Consider the following 17,339-nt stretch of genomic DNA (forward strand, 5'->3'; position numbering starts at 1 on the left):
CTCCTCAGCCGCCGCGAACCTCACATACGAAACACCGGCACATGGGTTTCTCTGGCCGGAACGGACGCGGCCAGATCCAGACAGAGGCCCAGGACTTTTCGCGTCTCCACGGGATCCAGAATGCCGTCGTCCCAGAGTCGCGCGCTGCTGAAATAGGGACTGCCTTCCTGCTCATATTGCTGCCGGGTGGTCTCCGTGATTCGCCGCTGTTCTTCATCCGACAGCCGTCCCTGTTCACGCGCGCGCTGCTGTTGCTTGACGGTGACAAGAACCTGCGCGGCCTGTTGCGCGCCCATCACCGAGGTTCGTGCGTTGGGCCAGGTGAAGAGGAATCGAGGGCCATAGCCACGCCCGCACATGGCATAGTTGCCGGCTCCGTGTGAGGCGCCGATCAGGATCGTGAACTTAGGGACCTCGGCGGTCGCGACGGCCTGCACCATCTTGGCGCCGTCCTTAATGATGCCTCTCGTCTCATAATCTTTTCCGACCATAAACCCGGTGATGTTTTGCAGAAACACCAGTGGAATACGCCGTTGCGCGCAGAGCTGGACAAAGTGCGCGCCTTTCAGCGCGGACTCCGAGAGCAGCACCCCGTTGTTGGCGACGATCCCCACGAGGTGACCCATCCAGTGGGCGAAACCACAGACCAGCGTGGCACCGTACCCTGCTTTGAATTCATGGAAGCGACTGCCGTCCACGAGCCGCGCAATCACCTCCCGGACCTCCCATTTCTGACGCGGATTCGCAGGAATGATTCCGTAGAGTTCTTCGGCCGGGTACAAGGGCTCATCGATTTTTTCTCGACGAAGTCTCGGAGGCCGTCGCCCGAGTGTGGCAATGATCGATCGGCAGATGTCCAACGCATCATGGTCATCCTGCGCCAGATGATCGCTGACACCGGATAGGCGGGTGTGGAGATCGGCCCCCCCGAGCTCTTCACTGGTGACGTCTTCGCCGGTTGCGGCTTTGACCAGCGGCGGTCCTGCCAGGTAAATCGTGCCGGTTCCCTGGACGATCACGTTTTCGTCGCACATGGCCGGCACGTAGGCCCCGCCGGCCGTGCACATGCCCATGACCACGGCAATCTGGGCGATACCGGCTGCGGACATCCGCGCCTGATTGAAGAAGATCCGTCCGAAATGGTCTTTGTCGGCAAAGACCTCAGCCTGCATGGGCAGAAAGATGCCGCCGGAATCGACGAGATAAATCGCCGGCAGCCGGTTCTCCAAGGCGATCTCTTGCGCCCGCAAATGTTTCTTGATGGTCATGGGGAAGTAGGTTCCCCCTTTGACCGTCGCATCGTTGGCCGCAATGACACAGAATCGTCCCGACACGGAGCCGATGCCGGTGATCAGCCCTGCGGCCGGGACCTGATTGTCATACAAGCCGAAGGCGGCGAGGGGGCTGAGTTCGATCCAGGGAGAGCCTCGATCGAGCAGGGCGGCAATGCGCTCGCGGGCCGTCATCTTTCCGCGTTTCTTGTGGAGCGCCACTGCATCGGCCGGTCCGCCCGCTTGCACGATGGCCAGGTGCTTCTTCAAATCGGCTATCAGGCTTTCGTACTGTGCCTGGGCACGACGAAAGTCTTCCGATGTCTTATTCACAGTGGTCTTCAGGACGCGCATCTCGGACATCCTCTCAACGCTCGACTCGAAGTCCCTTCACGAAATCGACGATGTCATGCATCGGCGTGGCCGGGCGAAATAACATCTGCACACCGGCGGCCTTCAGTCGCGGTACGTCGTCATCGGGGATAATGCCTCCGCCGAACAGCGTGACGTCTCCCGCGCCCTGCTCTTTCAGCAACTGCAGCACGCGGGGAAAAAGCGAGTTGTGGGCGCCGGAATGGATACTGAGACCGATGGCCTGCACGTCCTCCTGAATGGCGGTGGTCACGATCTGCTCCGGCGTCTGGTGGAGCCCGGTGTAAATGATCTCCACTCCGGCATCGCGCAACGCCCGGACGACGAGTTTGACCCCCCGGTCATGTCCGTCCAATCCCACTTTGCCAATCAACACTCGAATGGGTGTCGTCGCTATTGCCATACGTTCACCTCTTCCAGCACATATCGTCCTTCCGTATCCCTCCTGAGATGACCGGCCTGGATCAGGGGATCGTGTTCAAATATCAGCAACCAGTCCTCCGCGAACGCTCGATCCAGCACCCAGCGCTTGGTGTCGAGCGTCTGCATGGGGTCGAGGTCGTACCCCATGATGTAGGGGAGGGGCAGATGCGAGACCGTCGGAATAAGATCGCCCAGAAAGAAGGCAATCCGGCCTTCCGACTCGACTTTGACACTCTGATGAAAGGGCGTATGACCGGCCGTCACCATCGTGGTGATGCCCGGCAGCAGTTCCGTATCGCCGCGGAGGAACTCCCACTGATTGAGTTGCGCGACCGGTGAGAAATTGTTCCGCCGGTAACTGGCCCTGGTCCGTTCATTCGCCGCAACGGCATCGTCGTACTCGCCCTGTTGCACATAGTAGGTGGCCTTGGGAAAGGCTGACTGCAGCAGGCCGTTCCCGTTCGCGACCGTATTGCCCCCGGCATGGTCGAAGTGCAGATGGGTGTTGATGACCAGATGAATGTCGTCGTGGGTGAGGCCATGGCGCTGCAGCGAGTCGCGCAGGGACGGCATCCGCTCCACTGCAAACATGGAGTGGAACTTGGCATCCTCCTTATCGCCGAGACCAGTATCCACCAGGACGTTCTTGCCGTGAGCCTGGATCAACAGACAGTTCAAGTGGAGCGGAATACGATTCAGCTCATCCGCCGGGCAGCATTTCTGCCAGAGCGCCTTCGGCACCACCCCGAACATGGCGCCACCATCCAGCCGGAACCGGCCGTCGGTCACTGCATAGATGTCAAAGGCTCCGAGTTTCATAACACCACCGGCTCTCGATAGGTTCCATAGACTTCCTTCAATGCGGCACAGATCTCTCCCAATGTCGCTTTCGCCTTCACGGCATCAATCAGAGCGGGCAGGAGGTTCTGGTGGCAGGCGGCCGTTTCCTGTAACTCCTCTAATGAGCCGGTCATCTTGAAGGGATCACGCGATTTTCTGAGATCGGACAAGCGCGCGACGTGTTCCTGTTCCACTTCCGGTCCGATCTTCAAAATAGGGATGGAGCGTGCTTCCTGTTCCACATAATCGGTGACGCCGACGATGGGCCGCTCCTTGTGTTCAATTTCTTTCTGATACCGTTGCGAGGCATCGAGGATTTCCCGCTGCGGAAATCCGCTTTCGATCGCGGCCACCATTCCACCCATCCGATCTAATGTTCGGAAATAGTCCCGCGCTCCTTCTTCCAATCGGTTCGTCAGCGATTCGACAAAGTAGGAGCCGCCCAACGGATCGACGCAGTTGACGGTTTCACTCTCGGAGGCGATGACCTGTTGTGTCCGCAAGGCCAGCGTCACCGCTTCTTCTGTGGGCAGAGCCAGGGTTTCATCCATCGAGTTGGTGTGCAGCGATTGGGTTCCGCCGAGCACCGCAGCCAGGGCCTGTAGGGTGGTGCGCACCGCGTTGTTCATCGGTTGTTGGGCGGTCAGGGAGCAGCCGGCCGTCTGGGCGTGACAGCGGAGTTGGAGGGAGCGGGGATTCTTCGGGTGGTAACGGTGCTCCATTTCACGCGCCCACAAGCGCCGGGCGGCCCGGAACTTGGCAATCTCTTCGAAGAAGTCATTGTGCACGTTGAAGAAGAAAGAGAGTTGCGGCGCGAAGGCATCCACGTCGAGGCCGGACTTCACGGCCGCATCCACATAGGTAAGTCCGTCGTACAGTGTGAACGCGAGTTCTTGAACGGCTGTCGAGCCTGCCTCCCGGATGTGGTACCCGCTGATGCTGATCGGATGCCACTTGGGGACATGAGCGGCACAGTAGGCGATTGTATCGACGATGATCGCGATGTGCGGTTCGGGCGGGAAGAGCCACTCCTTTTGCGCGATATATTCTTTCAGAATATCGTTTTGAATCGTGCCGCCGAGTCGGTCGAACGGGATGCCGCGTTTTTCTGCCACGGCCAGATACATGGCAAAGAGTACTGCGGCCGGTCCGTTGATCGTCATCGAGGTGGTGACCTGGTCGAGCGGGATGCCGTCGAACAGCCGTTCCATGTCGGCGAGTGAGGAGATGGCCACACCGCAGTGACCCACTTCGCCCCGTGCCATCGGATCATCGGCATCAAGGCCCATGAGCGTCGGCAGGTCGAAGGCGACACTGAGGCCGGTCTGGCCCTGTGCCAGGAGATACTTGAAGCGCCGATTCGTATCGTCCGCGGAGCCGAAACCGGCGAATTGCCGCATGGTCCAGAGGCGGCTGCGGTACATGCTCGGGTAGATGCCGCGGGTGTAGGGGAATGAGCCCGGTTGGCCGAGATCCCGCTCGACGTTCCAACCCTTCAGATGGTCAGAGCTGTAGACCCGTTCGATGTCTAATCCAGAGAGGGAGGAGAAGCGAGATTTCCGCTCGTTCATGATGCGGCCCTCCGGGAAGGAACGAGAACGTCAGCTCACAGTCACCGGCTGGTCTCCATACACATAGAATCCATGTCCGCTCTTTCTCCCCAGCCGACCGGCTTTGACATACTTGCGTAGCAGGGGACAGGGGCGAAACTTCGGGTCTCCCAGGTCCTGATGCAGCACCTCGCAAATTGCGAGCACCGTATCCAGGCCGATGCGGTCGGCCAAGGCCAGAGGACCCACGGGATGGTTGGTCCCTTCCACCATCGCCAGATCAATCGCTTCGGCCGTTGCCACTCCCTCCTCCAGCGCAAAAATGGCCTCGTTAATCATGGGAATGAGAACCCGGTTGACGATGAAGCCGGGGAAATCCTTGCAGACCACCGCGGTTTTCCCTGCGCGGCGAACAAGTTCCAGGGCCAGTTGCACCGTATGCTCGGAGGTCTCGATGGCGCGTACTACTTCGACCAGCCGCATGACCGGCACGGGATTCATAAAATGGATCCCGACGACGCGATCGGGACGACCCGAGGCCATGCCCAGGCTCGCGATCGAAATCGAGGACGTATTGCTGGCCAGCAGGGTCGATGGTTCGCAGACCTGCCCTAATTGCGCGAACAGCGCTCGTTTCATGACGGGATCTTCGGGTATCGCTTCGATCACCACTTGCGCCTCTCGTAATCGTTGCATGTGCCTCATCGGATGAATGATCGCCATGGCCGATCCGGCCTGATCTCCCCGCAGGGCACCTTTCTCGACCGCTTTCGTGACCCCCTGCCAGATTTTCTTGATGGCGTCTTCCAGCGCCTCTTCCGTTGCATCTATGAGGAGGACATTCCATCCCGCCGTGGCCAGCACCTGCGTGATGCCGCGCCCCATCTGTCCCGCGCCTACGACCCCGATGGTTTTGATGTCGTCGATGGTCATAACGATCTCTGGTTCACCGCTCCACGATGAGGGCGAGCGCTTCTCCGCCTCCGATGCAGAGGGCGGCCAGCCCTCGATGGGCATCGCGCGCCTCCATGGCATACAGCAGCGTCGTTACGATCCTGGCTCCGGTGACGCCGATGGGATGACCCAGGGCGACCGCGCCGCCGTTGACGTTGACCTTCTTGGGATCGAGGCCGAGTTCACGATTGATTGCCAGGGAGACGGCCGAAAACGCTTCATTGATCTCGAACAGATCGATGTCACCGATGGAAAGTCCGGTCTGTTTCAACAGCCGCTGGATCGCTTCGACCGGCGCAATGGTGAACCATTCCGGCGCCAGCGCGGCACCGGCATACCCGACGATGCGAGCCATCGGCGTGAGACCAAGCCGAACGGCCTCCTCTTCACCCATGATGACCAATGCTGCCGCTCCATCGTTGCAGGAGGGGGAGTTGCCCACGGTGAGGACTCCGTCGTCCTGAAACACCGGTTTGAGCCGGCGCAACTTGGTCAGATCCACCCGATTCGGTTCCTCGTCGTCCGAGACGAGGACCGAAGCTCCCTTTTTCTGCGGTACTTCGACCGGAACGATCTCTTTTTTGAAGGCACCGCGGGCGATCGCGTCACGGGCCCGGCTGTAACTTTCCAGGGCGAAGTCGTCGACGTCTTGTCTCGACAATCGATACTTGGCCGCGCACAACTCCCCCGCATTCCCCATGTGAAACTGGTTGTAGACATCCCAGAGCCCGTCTTTGATTAAACTGTCGGTCAGCTCACCGTGCCCCAGTCGGTAGCCTTGTCTGGCTTTCTCCAGCAGGAACGGGGCTCGTGTCATGTTTTCCATTCCGCCGGCCACCATGACGTTCGCTTCGCCTAGCGCGATGGCCCTTGTGGCCATCATGACGGCCTGGAGACTGGATCCGCAGACCTTATTGACCGTCACCGCACCGACGGAATGGGGCAGCCCCGCGCCGATGGCCGCTTGTCTGGCCGGTGCCTGACCCAATCCTGCGCTGAGCACGCATCCCATCAGGACTTCGTCGATCCGATCGCCCGGCAGTTGGAGACGTTTCACGGCTTCGGCGATGGCGAGGCTTCCGAGCTTGGTTGCCGGGACTGAGCTGTAGCTTCCGTTGAAGCTGCCCATTGGAGTTCGGACTGCGCTCACGATGACGGCATGGTGTCTGGCGTTCACAACAGTTTCTCCCAGCCGCTCTCTTCTAGATGCTGTTTCACCCTGGCCATGAAGCGGTCGGCGGTGGCGCCATCGATCACCCGATGGTCGAACGAGAGGCTCAGGTAACACATGGGGCGAATCGCGATGGCATCGTTGATGACGACAGCACGCTTCTGCACCGACCCTACTCCGAGGATGGCAGTCTGCGGTTGATTGATGATGGGGGTGCTGAAGAGGCTGCCGAAGCCGCCGTGGTTGGTGATGGTGAAGGTGCCGTCCTGGACTTCTTCGGGTCTTAACCGCTTGCTCCTGGCTCGTTCGGCAAGGTCTGTTATCTCATGGGCAATCTGGTTCAGTCCTTTGCGATCGGCATGCCGAATGACGGGAACCAGCAGGCCGTCGTCGAGTGCCACTGCGATGCCGATATGCATGTCGTTCTTCATCACGAGTCCCTGCTCCCGCCAGGAGGAATTCAGAAGTGGTTGCTCTCTGATAGCGCGCGTGACGGCGCTGATCACGAACGGCAGATACGTGAGGGCGCGGCCCTCGCGGAATCCGGCAATGCCGGTGAAGTCCGCTTCGAAAAAGGTCGCCACATGGGCCGCCGTGTGCCGGCTCTGGACCATGCGCTCGGCGATGGTCTTTCGCATTTGAGACAGGGGCACGATCTCTTCAAGCGTGGAGGCGGGAGGCGGGGATGGCGTTGCGGCGAATGCCCCCTGCACGCTGCCGGTCGACTCACGCTTGCTGATCACGTTCAACAGGTCATGCTTCGTGACTCTCCCGCCCTCTCCGCTTCCTGTGATTGCGGAGAGATCCAGGCCATGTTCTTTCGCCAGTTGTCGAACGGCGGGTGAGTAGTGAGGTTCGCCCTGCGCTGCCTTCATCGGCCGGACCGTCACACCCCCGACACGATTGACGATGCCGGATGCCGGTTGAGTATCGAGCCTGGCCAGCATTGTCCCTACCGGAACGGTTGTTCCTTCAGGCACGAGTACCTCGGTGAGGAACCCTGTCGCGGGTGAGGGAATGTCCAGAGCGACCTTCTCGGTTTCCACTTCCAGGAGCGGCTGATCTTTTTCGACGGCTCCGCCTTGAGGGATCAGCCATTTGACGACGGTCCCTTCCGCGATGCTTTCACCGAGTTGGGGCATCACAATGTCGGTCGCCACTTCAACCTCCGGCGATCACCTCTCAGCGGTTAACCGCCAGCTTCAGAGACCTTAGAAATCACCTTGCTGAAGGCCGATTGTTGACGGCTCCTTTCCCTCTCAACTCAATAGGCCGCCAACTTCTTCGCTCCCGCGACGATGTCGCTCACTTTAGGCAGAAAGAATTCTTCCAGCGGCGTGCTGAACGGTACCGGCGTGTCCGGCGGGGCGATGCGGAGAATCGGCCCATCCAGTGAGTCGAAGCAGTCTTCCGCCAGCAATGCGGAAATTTCGGCCCCGATCCCGCCGGTTTTGTTGTCCTCGTGCAGAAGGATGACCTTGCTGGTCTTGCGCACCGATGCGTACATCGTCTCCTTGTCGAGGGGGATCAAGGTGCGAAGGTCCACTACCTCAAGATCGATTCCTTCTTTGACTAACAGTTCCGCCGCTTCCAGGGCCAGATGGACCATCGCTCCGTATGTGATGAGCGAGGCGTCGCGGCCTGTACGTTTCACCTCGGCTTTTCCGAGGGGAACGATGTAATCCTCCTGAGGCAAGGCAGCTTTGATCCGGCGATAGAGGAACTTGTGTTCAAAGTAGAGAACCGGGTTGGGATCGCGAATTGCCGCCTTCAGCAGTCCCTTTGCGTCATAGGGTGTTGAAGGAGCGACGATCTTGAGTCCGGGAGAATGGAAGAACCAGCCCTCGGGACATTCGGAGTGAAAGGGACCGCCGTGAACGCCTCCGCCGAACGGTGCCCGGATGACCAACGGAACCGCCGCGCCCCAGCGATAATGATTCTTGGCCGCCACTTCGGTGATCTGGTCGAACGCGCAGGAAATGAAGTCCGCAAACTGCATCTCGACCACCGGTCGCAATCCCATCATGGCCGCACCGATGGCCGCGCCCACAATGCCGGATTCGGAAATCGGCGTGTCCAGCACGCGCCATTCGCCATATTTTTTGAGGAACCCTTCCGTGACCTTAAACGCCCCGCCGTAGGCGCCGATGTCTTCGCCCATCAGAAAGACGCGCTCGTCCCGGCTCATCTCTTCATCCAGGGCCTGCGAAATCGCGTCTACGTAGGTAACCTCCTGAGTGAGCGTCGCGGTCGTCATGGGTGCACCTCGTCTTCTATGGCGAACACTCCCACCAGCGTCTCCCGCCCTTCCGGCAGGGGGCTCTGTTCGGCGAACTCCGTCCCTGCGTCGACTTCTTTCTTGGCCCGTTCTCCCACCTCATGAAAATACGATTCATCGCCATACCCTAACTGCGTCACCAGACGTTCGGCTCTCAAGATGGGATCTTTGGTTTTCCATTCCTCCAGCAATTCGCGCGGGACGTACTTGGCCGCGTCATGTTCGGAATGGCCATGCATCCGCATGGTTTTAAATTCGAGAAAGGTCGGGCCGTCGCCGGCCCGGGCCTTGGCGATGGCTCGCTGGGATGCGAGGTAGACGGCCGCCACATCATTGCCGTCCACGATCTCGCCGGGCATCCCGTAGGCTTTCGCCCGCTCGACCACATCGGTAATCGCCATTTGATACCGCACCGGCGTGGAATAGGCATATTGATTGTTGGTGCAGAAGAACACGACCGGCAGCCGCCGTACCGCCGCAAAGTTCATGGCTTCATGAAAGTCGCCTCGACTCGTTCCTCCGTCGCCGGTTCCGGCAAAGGCCACGCGGGACTCTCCTCTGATCTTGAAGGCCAGCGCCGCGCCTGCGGCGACCGGCATGTTGTCGGCCAGATGGCTGACGAATCCGATCATCCCGCGTTTCAAATCGCCCATATGAACATTGCCGTCTTTTCCTTTGGTAGGGCCACCCTGCTTGCCGAGGTACTGGGCGATGATTTCTCCGGGGGAAAAGCCGCGAATGAGAAACGCGCCCATATCGCGGTGAAACGGCGCAATGACGTCATCCGGCCTCAGCGCCGAGGCATAACCGACGGCGATCGCCTCCATCCCATGACTCGTATAGACGCCGCCGACGATGCGGCCCTGCCGGTAGAGCGCGCTGATCCGGTCTTCCAGGCTTCTCGTCAACCGGAGGTAGTAGTACATATCGAGGAGGTCGCCGCGTTTGATTTCATTGGCGATGACCGCAACGTCCATGATGACCTCCGAGTGAGGTGGCCAGGTACTCAGAGTGCCGGAAGATCCCGCCATGACAACAAGGGTTTGTGGTCCTTGCACGAGTGACAATCGGACGCGTCCCACTGCGGCATGTCCAGGTCAACGCTGAAGTAAAAGGGAAAACGCGCCGTGAGTTCGTCCATCAAGGGGAATTGCCCGCTGTCTCGTCTGGCAAAAACCATCATGCCTGCAAGTTGTCCTCCGCGATCCGTCACGACCTTTCCCAATTTGCTGACGCACAGTCCGCGAGTGGTCACGTCGTTCAAGGAGAGAAAGCGTTCTCCCGTTTCGACTGTGCCTTGGATGATGTCGGTGCCGATCTTGCCCGTCTCGTGATTGAACGGGGTCAGGACGACGCGGAGCGGCATCTGTGGAACCAGGATGTCGCTGGTTCGCTCGGCCAGAAATCGCGCGTCGGATGAGGTGGTGAGAATTCCTGTCGGCGGATGGTGTCGAAACGTCTGCAGAATCCATTCCGCCATGTTGGATGCGATGATGGTCACGAGATCGGGGAATCGCGCGATGGATTCAAAGCGCAGATAGATATCCGTGTGGTGGCCGGAGACCACTTCCACATGGCTATCGAAATACACCGCTCGCGAGTCATGCAGCAGGCGCTGAATATCCCATGACGACAGAGTGGGATGCGGGGTGTCGCGAATCAGGTGTTCCAGCCTCACGTCGATCTCAGAACCCTCATAGAGCTTCCTCTGTCGTTCCACCAACTCCAGGGTGGCGGTTTCCGGGGATTTGTCGATTGACGGCATCATGACCCGTACTCCTCTAGTTCTGTGCGGCAATGGTCGTTCTCAGAATGCCGATCGGCAGAATCTCCAATTCGACGACATCGCCTGGTTTCAAATATCGATCAAGCTCCAGGCCGCACCCGCCGCCGACTGTTCCGGAGCCGAACAGATCGCCGGGATATAGGAACTCACCTCGCGACACGTGTTCGATCATTTGCGAAAACGACCAATGGATTGAACCGAAACGCCCCTCAGACCAGACCTCGCCGTTGATACGGGCGATCATCCGTAACGACGCGAGGTCCTGAATGTCATCGGGCGTGACGATGCAGGGACCGATGGCGGTGGCGAAATCTTTCCCTTTTGCCGGTCCTAGGCGGCAAGCCATTTCCTGAAATTGAATGTCTCGCGCGCTGAAGTCGTTCATGATCGTATAACCGGCGATGTAGTTCACGGCATCCCGCTCGGCAATATCGATTCCCTTGCGTCCGATGACGCAGGCCAGCTCCAGTTCGTAATCCAGTTTCTGTGTGTTCAGCGGCCACCGAAGCTCATGATCAGGCCCGATGATCGTCCGGTGGTTGCCTTTGTAGTACACGGGGGCCTTGTACCATTCAGGCGGGATCGGTTGTCCCCGTCGCTTGGAGGTCGCCGCAATGTGCTCCTCGAAGGCAATAAAATCACGCAGGGATGAAGGATTGGGGAGGGGAGCCGTCAATCGGACGCTCGCCGGATCATAAAAGATGGTCTCACCCGCCGGACCTGCGATGGAGGAACCATGGCCTACCGCATAGTCGAATGCGCGACGGGCCGCGTCTGTCGCAGCGGGGCCGCCTTCCAAAAACTCCAACATGGTGGCGGGGACCTGCGCGTCGGCGAGGCGGCGCGGTTGTGTTTCGCCCTGATCGGTGAGTCGTCGCGCCTGCGCCATGTTGAGGTCTACGATCGAGGCATTGTGCAACGCACCGATTCTGGTGAAGGTTCCGACGGGAGTGCGCACCTGGAAGCTGACGAGTTTCATGGGCGGCTCCAACTCATCGCATAGTCCTTCAGTTCAACGGCGTCACATTCGGGCATCACCGTAAAGGCCCGTCGCGATTCGATCATCACGGCGACTTCGTCCGTCTGCTCCTTGGTCTTGCTCGCGGCGATGGCCTGCGGGTGCGGGCCATGATGAATCCCTTGTGGATGCAGCGTGAACATGCCGGGATGAATGCCGGCGCGGCTGAAAAAATCTCCCTGGTGATAAAAGAGCACTTCGTCATAGTCCATGTTGCGATGATAAAACGGAACGCGAAGTGCGCTCGGGTCGCTTTCCAGCGGCCTTGGCGCGAAGGTCGATATCAGCAGTCCGCCGGCTTGAAAGGTCATGTGCACGCTGGGCGGGAGGTGATAGCGCGGGCTGATGACCGGACGAAAATCCCGGACATTCAACTTGGCGACCCAGAGGTCACCCTTCCAGGCCGCGACATCCATGGGATAGAACGGGTAGTACACCCGGGTGTAGTCACCGTCCCGCTTGATGCGCACTTCCCATTCGTGTCGACTATGGGCGTCTTCCGGAGGCAGCGCCAGTTCCGGCGCGGTGAGGACCCCCGGATCAAATAACGCATGGCGGCCGAGCGGGCCTCGATCCGGCACTTCGACAGGCGCCGTAGTCTCGACCATGAGAAACAGCCCCGGCTCTCCCTTCGTATCGACATGGACTCGATATGTTGTGCCTTTCGGGATCACCAGGTAGTCGCCCGGTTCATAACTCAAGAATCCGTAGTCCGTTTCCCACCGACCGCGCCCTCGATGCACAAAGACGATTTCGTCCCCGTCGGCATTGCGCACGAAGTGAGGCATCGTTTCCGCACGTCTGGACAGGGAGACACGGGCATCCGGACTCTGCAAGACCAGGGTTGGGCGTCCGTCGGCGGAATGGTAATCGGCGGTCGGCAGCTCGGTGCAGGTAAACGCCCGGGGGCGGAGCGGACCGTCGATCCTGCTCCACGCAGTCGGTGGATGGTGATGGTAGAGGTGCGAGGAGGGGCCGCTGAACCCCTGACGACCATGCTCTTCCTCGTGGAGTCCGTCGGGAACACCGACGTGTGCCTGATTGGGAGGGGCGCCTTTTTTCACTAAGTACATCACGAACCTCCTGATGCCTCAGGGACGGCTCGATGTTTTACGACGTCGACTGAAACGACTCGGATGGCGTGTCTTTAAAGGGAAGCGGAAGGGTCTCGTAGTCGATGATCGTGTTCTCGATCCCTCTGGTTTGATCTCTCTCAATATCTCTATAGAGCGCTTCGACGGTCGCGCGCACGAAGGTCTTGGATTCCTCCAGCCCGTGCTGCCGTTGGGTCAGTTCCAGGAACAGGCCGCACCCGGGGAAGAGGGGATAGGTGAATCGCTGCTTGAGGGGCCCGAAGCCGTCGCGGCCATTCTTGGTTTCTCCGGAGAATCGGACTCCATGGGATTCCCATTCGCGACAGACCGCTTCGATGTCATCGACCTCTAGGGCGATGTGCTGAACCCCTTCGCCGTATTTATCGATAAAGTCACAGATCTGGGACCGACGTGCTTTATTGCGGCCTTGCATGAGCGCGATCTTCGCATCGCCCCGTTGAACGACCACGGTGTCCATGCTCGACATGTCACTGCCGACATCCTGAGCGGACCAAATCACGTGAAAGCCGAGTACGGTGGTGAAGAGGGATTCGACGGCGGCGAGATTTTTCACGCAGAGCGTGATGTGATCAATACCGATGGCTTCTTTCATGGTGGGTCCTCCTACGCGGCCTCGGAAAACGTGGAAGGGACTCATGCCATTGTCGCGATCGGGAAGAGCAGGATTCACATACGCCCACACTATATAACATAATAGTTGCATCATTCAATATAGATTTTGTATTATTTGCCATGGCGACGAACATGAGAAAGGACATTCGCATGAAGTTCGGTTGGGACGAGACGGGACATCCCGGTATGACCGCGGAGGTGCACGATGTCGTTTTACGAACATGTGCGCGCGGACGTGCTCCGGCATGGAGCGATCAATAATACCTACCTGACACGGTTTCAAGCCGGTGAGGTGACCGACAGAGAGTTCCACGAATTTGCCGTCGAGTTTTATAGTTTTGCGCGATTCTTTCCCCGCATCCTTGCCGCTCAATTAGTCAACACTGAAGATGAGGCCGTGGCCGATGAGCTGACGAAAGTCCTCTACTCGGAACTCGGCGACGGCATCGTCAAGCATCGCCACGAATTGCTGTACCGGAACTTCCTCCGGTCGATTGGCATCGACATTCATGACGCGATGCACACACCCATGAAACCCAGCACAAGGGCGTATATCCAGGGAATGGAACGGCTTTATAGCAGCAGGCACCACGCGACGGCGTTGGGAGCGTCCTTTGGTCTTGAGAACATGGCCATCACGATGTGGGACCATTTGATTCCAGGGTTGACCCGGTTGAAGCAGGTCCGGTATCCGCGCATGGACATGACGTATTTCACCTTCCACCGCCAACTCGAATCCGCGCATGAAAAAGCCATGGAGCATGCCGTGGAAGCTGTCGGAGGAGCGGGGGCGAATGGGTGCGCAACGATGAGCGCACAAGAGCATAGAGATTTTTGCCTGGGAATGAACGCGGTGCTGGACTATCTCGAAGGGTTTTGGATGGGGCTGGAACGAAAGGCGTCCGGTATCCGACGGAGCCGGCCTCAGCCGGCGCGGCAGTTGGCGAGTGAACTGCGCGGACAATCGCATTGACCCGGCTGCGGGTCGGAGGATCACATGGAGCGCGTGTGGATCAGCCGCTACGATGCGGGTGTTCCTCTCTCCTCCGCCTATCCGGAATGGACCGTCCCGGACCTGCTTCGTCGCTCCGCCTCATGTTTTCCCGAATCGACCGCTCTCTTCTTTTATGGCGCGCGTCTTTCCTTCCGTGAACTGAACGATCTGACCACGCGTTTTGCACATGGGTTGCTGCGGCTCGGCGTGAAGAGGGGCGATCGGGTCGCTCTCATGCTGCCGAATATTCCACAGGCGGTCATCGCCTATTACGGCGTACTAAAGGCCGGAGCGATTGTCGCGCCCATGAATCCTCTATACGTCGAACGTGAAATTCACAGTCAGTTGGCCGACGCCGGCAGCGAGATCATCGTTGCGTTGGATCTTTTTTATCCCCGCATTCAGGCCGTCCGCGAGCAGACGGGTCTACCCGAACGGATCATCATCACCAGCCTCGGAGATTTTCTTCCGACCGTGAAGCGGCTGCTCTATCCGCTTAAGGCCCGGTTGGCAAAGCGCTGGGTGGCGGTCGAGAAAACTCCCCCGGTCTATGACTTTCTTGCACTGCTCGACGCGGCATCCCCTCGCACCGAAGATGATTCCCCGCTTCTACCCACGGTGGAGCCGGACGCGCTGGCCCAGATTCAATATACCGGCGGCACGACCGGCACCCCCAAGGGTGTCATGCTCTCGCATCGTAACGTGGTGGTCAATGCGATGCAGGGGCGCCTCTGGTGTTCGGATTTTCAGGAGGGGAAGGAGGTCTTCCTGGGCGCGGTGCCGTTTTTCCATTGTTATGGGCTGAGTACTTGCCAGAATCTCGCCGTCGCGACTGGTTCACAGATCGTCCTGCTCCCGCGATTCCATGCGGAGGAGGCGGTGAAATTGATTCATCAGCACCGGGTCACCATTGTGTCGGGCGTGCCGGTGATGTTCGCCATGATCACAGATTGTCCGAAAGTCGGACGGTACGACTTACATTCGATACGGGTCTGCCTTTGCGGAGCCAGCCCCTTGCCGACCGAGGTGCAGGAACGATTCGAGCGGTTGAGCGGGGTCAAGATTTCAGAAGGATACGGGTTGACCGAGGCGGGTCCCACCACCCATTGCAACCCGATTCAGGGGGATCATCCGCAAGGCTCGATGGGGTTGCCGTTTCCCGATACGGACGCACGGATTGTGGATGAAGAGACGGGCATGCGGGACATCCCTACGGGAGAAGCGGGGGAACTGATCATCCGCGGGCCTCAGGTGATGCAGGGCTACTGGCGGAAAACCGAGGACACGCAAGCGGTGTTGCGCGACGGCTGGCTCTACACCGGAGATATCGTCACGCGTGATGAGCATGGATTTTTCTTTTTTCTGGATCGCAAGAAAGATGTCATCAAGCCATGGGGGGAGACCGTCTATCCGCGAGAGGTTGAAGAAATCCTTTATCAGCATCCCGCCGTGCGTGAGGCGGTGGTGGTAGGCGCTCCCGACCACCATTACGGAGAAGCGGTCAAGGCGTTTGTCGTGCAGAAGGAGGGATGTGCCGTCACGGAGAGAGAGTTGATCGAGCACTGCCGCCGGTCGCTGGCACGGTTCAAGGTCCCGGTGGCTATCGAATTTCGCACTGAATTGCCACGCACCATTATCGGGAAGGTGTTGCGACGCGCCTTGCGCGATGAGGCGGATCCGGTCCCGGCCGGTATGCAGTCGTCGCGCAAGGCGATGTGAGGCTGCGAGGAGGGCACCATGAGAGAGGTCGTCATCGTCGCCGGCGTACGCACCCCTATCGGTAACTTCGGCGGTGCCCTGAAGGACCTTCCGCCTCACAAGATGGGGGAATTGGTCGTGCGTGAAGCCGTCTCGCGTGCCAAGGTGGATCCCCGGCTCATCGACGAAGTGATCGTGGGCTCCGTTGGTCACACGAGTGATGCCTACAACGTCGCTCGTGCGATTGCGCTCATGGCCGGACTGCCCGTGCGTACCCCGGCCTATTCGGTGCAGCGCAACTGCTCCTCCGGCCTCCAGCCGTTCGTCAATGCGTACCAGAACATTCAAAGTGAGGATGCAGACGCACAAGTCGTGGGGGGAGTGGAAAGCATGAGCCGCGCCCCGTTTGTCTCACGGGACATGCGATGGGGAAAACGGCTCCGCAACGCCGAATTGATCGACAGTATCTGGGAGGGATTGACCGATGCGTTTTGTGGCCAATTGATGGGCCGGACGGCCGAGAACCTGGCTGAGGAGTTTGGCATCGGTCGTGAGGAGCAGGATCGATATGCGGTGGAGAGCCACCGCCGGGCGTTCAAAGCCATTCGGGAGGGTCGGCTCAAGGATGAGATTCTGCCTCTGATGGTGCCGAAGTCGGTGGCCGGACGTGATGTCGCACCGGTGGTCGTCTCGCAAGACGAGGGGCCGAATGTCGGGTTGACGGAACAGCAACTCGCGCTCTATCCGCCGCTTTTCAAAGAACAGGGGAGCGTCACGGCGGGGAACAGTTGCCCCCTCAACGATGGCGCCGCTGCAGCGGTCGTCATGTCCTCCGCGCGTGCGCGTGAGTTGGGGTGTCGCCCGCTCGGCCGCATCAGAGGGTATGCCTTCATCGGCGTGGAGCCGACGCGTATGGGGATCGGTCCCGCCGAAGCGCTCCCGTTGGCACTCAAGCGCGCCGGTGTCACCCTCACCGATCTTGAACTCATCGAAGTGAACGAGGCCTTTGCCGTGCAGTACCTCGCGGTGGAACGTGTGTTGGGACTCAAGCGGGAGCTCGTCAATGTGAACGGCGGCGCGATTGCGCTGGGTCATCCGGTCGGCATGACGGGTGCCCGGCTGGTCATCACGATCCTGTACGAGATGCAGCGGCGTGGCGCTGCACTCGGTGCAGTGGCCCTGTGTGTCGGCGGCGGGCAGGGCGCTGCGATGGTGTTGGAACGCATGTGACCGGTGCGTGTCGAGCGACAGGAGTCG

16 protein-coding genes are annotated in these 17,339 nt (G+C 59.6%); 3 read left to right on the forward strand and 13 right to left on the reverse strand.

The features are described 5' to 3' along the window. Positions 1–20: 20 nt before the first annotated feature. From NSND_RS19465 to NSND_RS19525, 13 genes are all read right to left on the reverse strand, one after another. On the reverse strand, positions 21–1,625 hold the full coding sequence (locus tag NSND_RS19465; protein WP_080880570.1) for a carboxyl transferase domain-containing protein: 1,605 nt from the start codon (positions 1,623–1,625) through the stop codon (positions 21–23). A 13-nt stretch (positions 1,626–1,638) separates the two neighbouring features. Next, entirely contained in the window at positions 1,639–2,046 is a 408-nt protein-coding gene (locus tag NSND_RS19470; protein WP_080880571.1) for a cobalamin B12-binding domain-containing protein, read from the reverse strand. After that, positions 2,037–2,885: an MBL fold metallo-hydrolase gene (locus NSND_RS19475; protein ID WP_080880572.1), complete on the reverse strand. Its 849-nt coding sequence runs from the start codon at positions 2,883–2,885 to the stop codon at positions 2,037–2,039. The genes NSND_RS19470 and NSND_RS19475 overlap by 10 nt, the downstream gene beginning before the upstream one ends. After that, the gene (locus NSND_RS19480) at positions 2,882–4,477 is read right to left on the reverse strand and encodes an acyl-CoA mutase large subunit family protein (RefSeq protein WP_080880573.1); all 1,596 of its coding nucleotides are present in this window, start codon (positions 4,475–4,477) and stop codon (positions 2,882–2,884) included. Before NSND_RS19480 ends, NSND_RS19475 begins: the two co-directional genes overlap by 4 nt. Before the next feature lie 30 nt (positions 4,478–4,507). Continuing rightward, entirely contained in the window at positions 4,508–5,389 is an 882-nt protein-coding gene (locus tag NSND_RS19485) for a 3-hydroxyacyl-CoA dehydrogenase family protein (RefSeq protein ID WP_080880574.1), read from the reverse strand. Positions 5,390–5,402: 13 nt separating this feature from the next. Beyond that, positions 5,403–6,587: a thiolase family protein gene (locus NSND_RS19490; protein ID WP_080880575.1), complete on the reverse strand. Its 1,185-nt coding sequence runs from the start codon at positions 6,585–6,587 to the stop codon at positions 5,403–5,405. Further along, positions 6,584–7,741, reverse strand: a complete 1,158-nt coding sequence (locus NSND_RS19495) for a dihydrolipoamide acetyltransferase family protein (protein ID WP_200810563.1) — start codon at positions 7,739–7,741, stop codon at positions 6,584–6,586. Before NSND_RS19495 ends, NSND_RS19490 begins: the two co-directional genes overlap by 4 nt. A gap of 104 nt (positions 7,742–7,845) precedes the next feature. Continuing rightward, on the reverse strand, positions 7,846–8,838 hold the full coding sequence (locus NSND_RS19500; RefSeq protein ID WP_080880576.1) for an alpha-ketoacid dehydrogenase subunit beta: 993 nt from the start codon (positions 8,836–8,838) through the stop codon (positions 7,846–7,848). Next, the gene (locus NSND_RS19505) at positions 8,835–9,836 is read right to left on the reverse strand and encodes a thiamine pyrophosphate-dependent dehydrogenase E1 component subunit alpha (RefSeq protein ID WP_080880577.1); all 1,002 of its coding nucleotides are present in this window, start codon (positions 9,834–9,836) and stop codon (positions 8,835–8,837) included. Before NSND_RS19505 ends, NSND_RS19500 begins: the two co-directional genes overlap by 4 nt. A gap of 29 nt (positions 9,837–9,865) precedes the next feature. Then, entirely contained in the window at positions 9,866–10,627 is a 762-nt protein-coding gene (locus tag NSND_RS19510) for a hypothetical protein (RefSeq protein ID WP_080880578.1), read from the reverse strand. 13 nt (positions 10,628–10,640) lie between these two features. Beyond that, complete coding sequence (locus NSND_RS19515; protein WP_080880579.1) at positions 10,641–11,624, reverse strand: fumarylacetoacetate hydrolase family protein; 984 nt, start codon at positions 11,622–11,624, stop codon at positions 10,641–10,643. Then, a complete protein-coding gene (locus NSND_RS19520; protein ID WP_080880580.1) occupies positions 11,621–12,736 on the reverse strand; it encodes a homogentisate 1,2-dioxygenase in 1,116 nt (371 codons plus the stop codon). Before NSND_RS19520 ends, NSND_RS19515 begins: the two co-directional genes overlap by 4 nt. A gap of 37 nt (positions 12,737–12,773) precedes the next feature. Further along, entirely contained in the window at positions 12,774–13,370 is a 597-nt protein-coding gene (locus tag NSND_RS19525) for a VOC family protein (protein ID WP_159450902.1), read from the reverse strand. A gap of 225 nt (positions 13,371–13,595) precedes the next feature. On the opposite strand from NSND_RS19525, the gene NSND_RS19530 reads away from it, so the two are divergent. From NSND_RS19530 to NSND_RS19540, 3 genes are read left to right on the forward strand one after another with little or no spacing between them, the layout of a single operon-like run. Further along, a complete protein-coding gene (locus NSND_RS19530) occupies positions 13,596–14,363 on the forward strand; it encodes a TenA family transcriptional regulator (protein WP_080880582.1) in 768 nt (255 codons plus the stop codon). A gap of 24 nt (positions 14,364–14,387) precedes the next feature. Next, a complete protein-coding gene (locus NSND_RS19535; RefSeq protein ID WP_080880583.1) occupies positions 14,388–16,103 on the forward strand; it encodes a long-chain-fatty-acid--CoA ligase in 1,716 nt (571 codons plus the stop codon). A gap of 18 nt (positions 16,104–16,121) precedes the next feature. After that, the gene (locus NSND_RS19540) at positions 16,122–17,312 is read left to right on the forward strand and encodes a thiolase family protein (protein ID WP_080880584.1); all 1,191 of its coding nucleotides are present in this window, start codon (positions 16,122–16,124) and stop codon (positions 17,310–17,312) included. The last annotated feature ends 27 nt before the right edge of the window (positions 17,313–17,339 follow it).

Source organism: Nitrospira sp. ND1 (assembly GCF_900170025.1).
GTDB lineage: Bacteria > Nitrospirota > Nitrospiria > Nitrospirales > Nitrospiraceae > Nitrospira_A.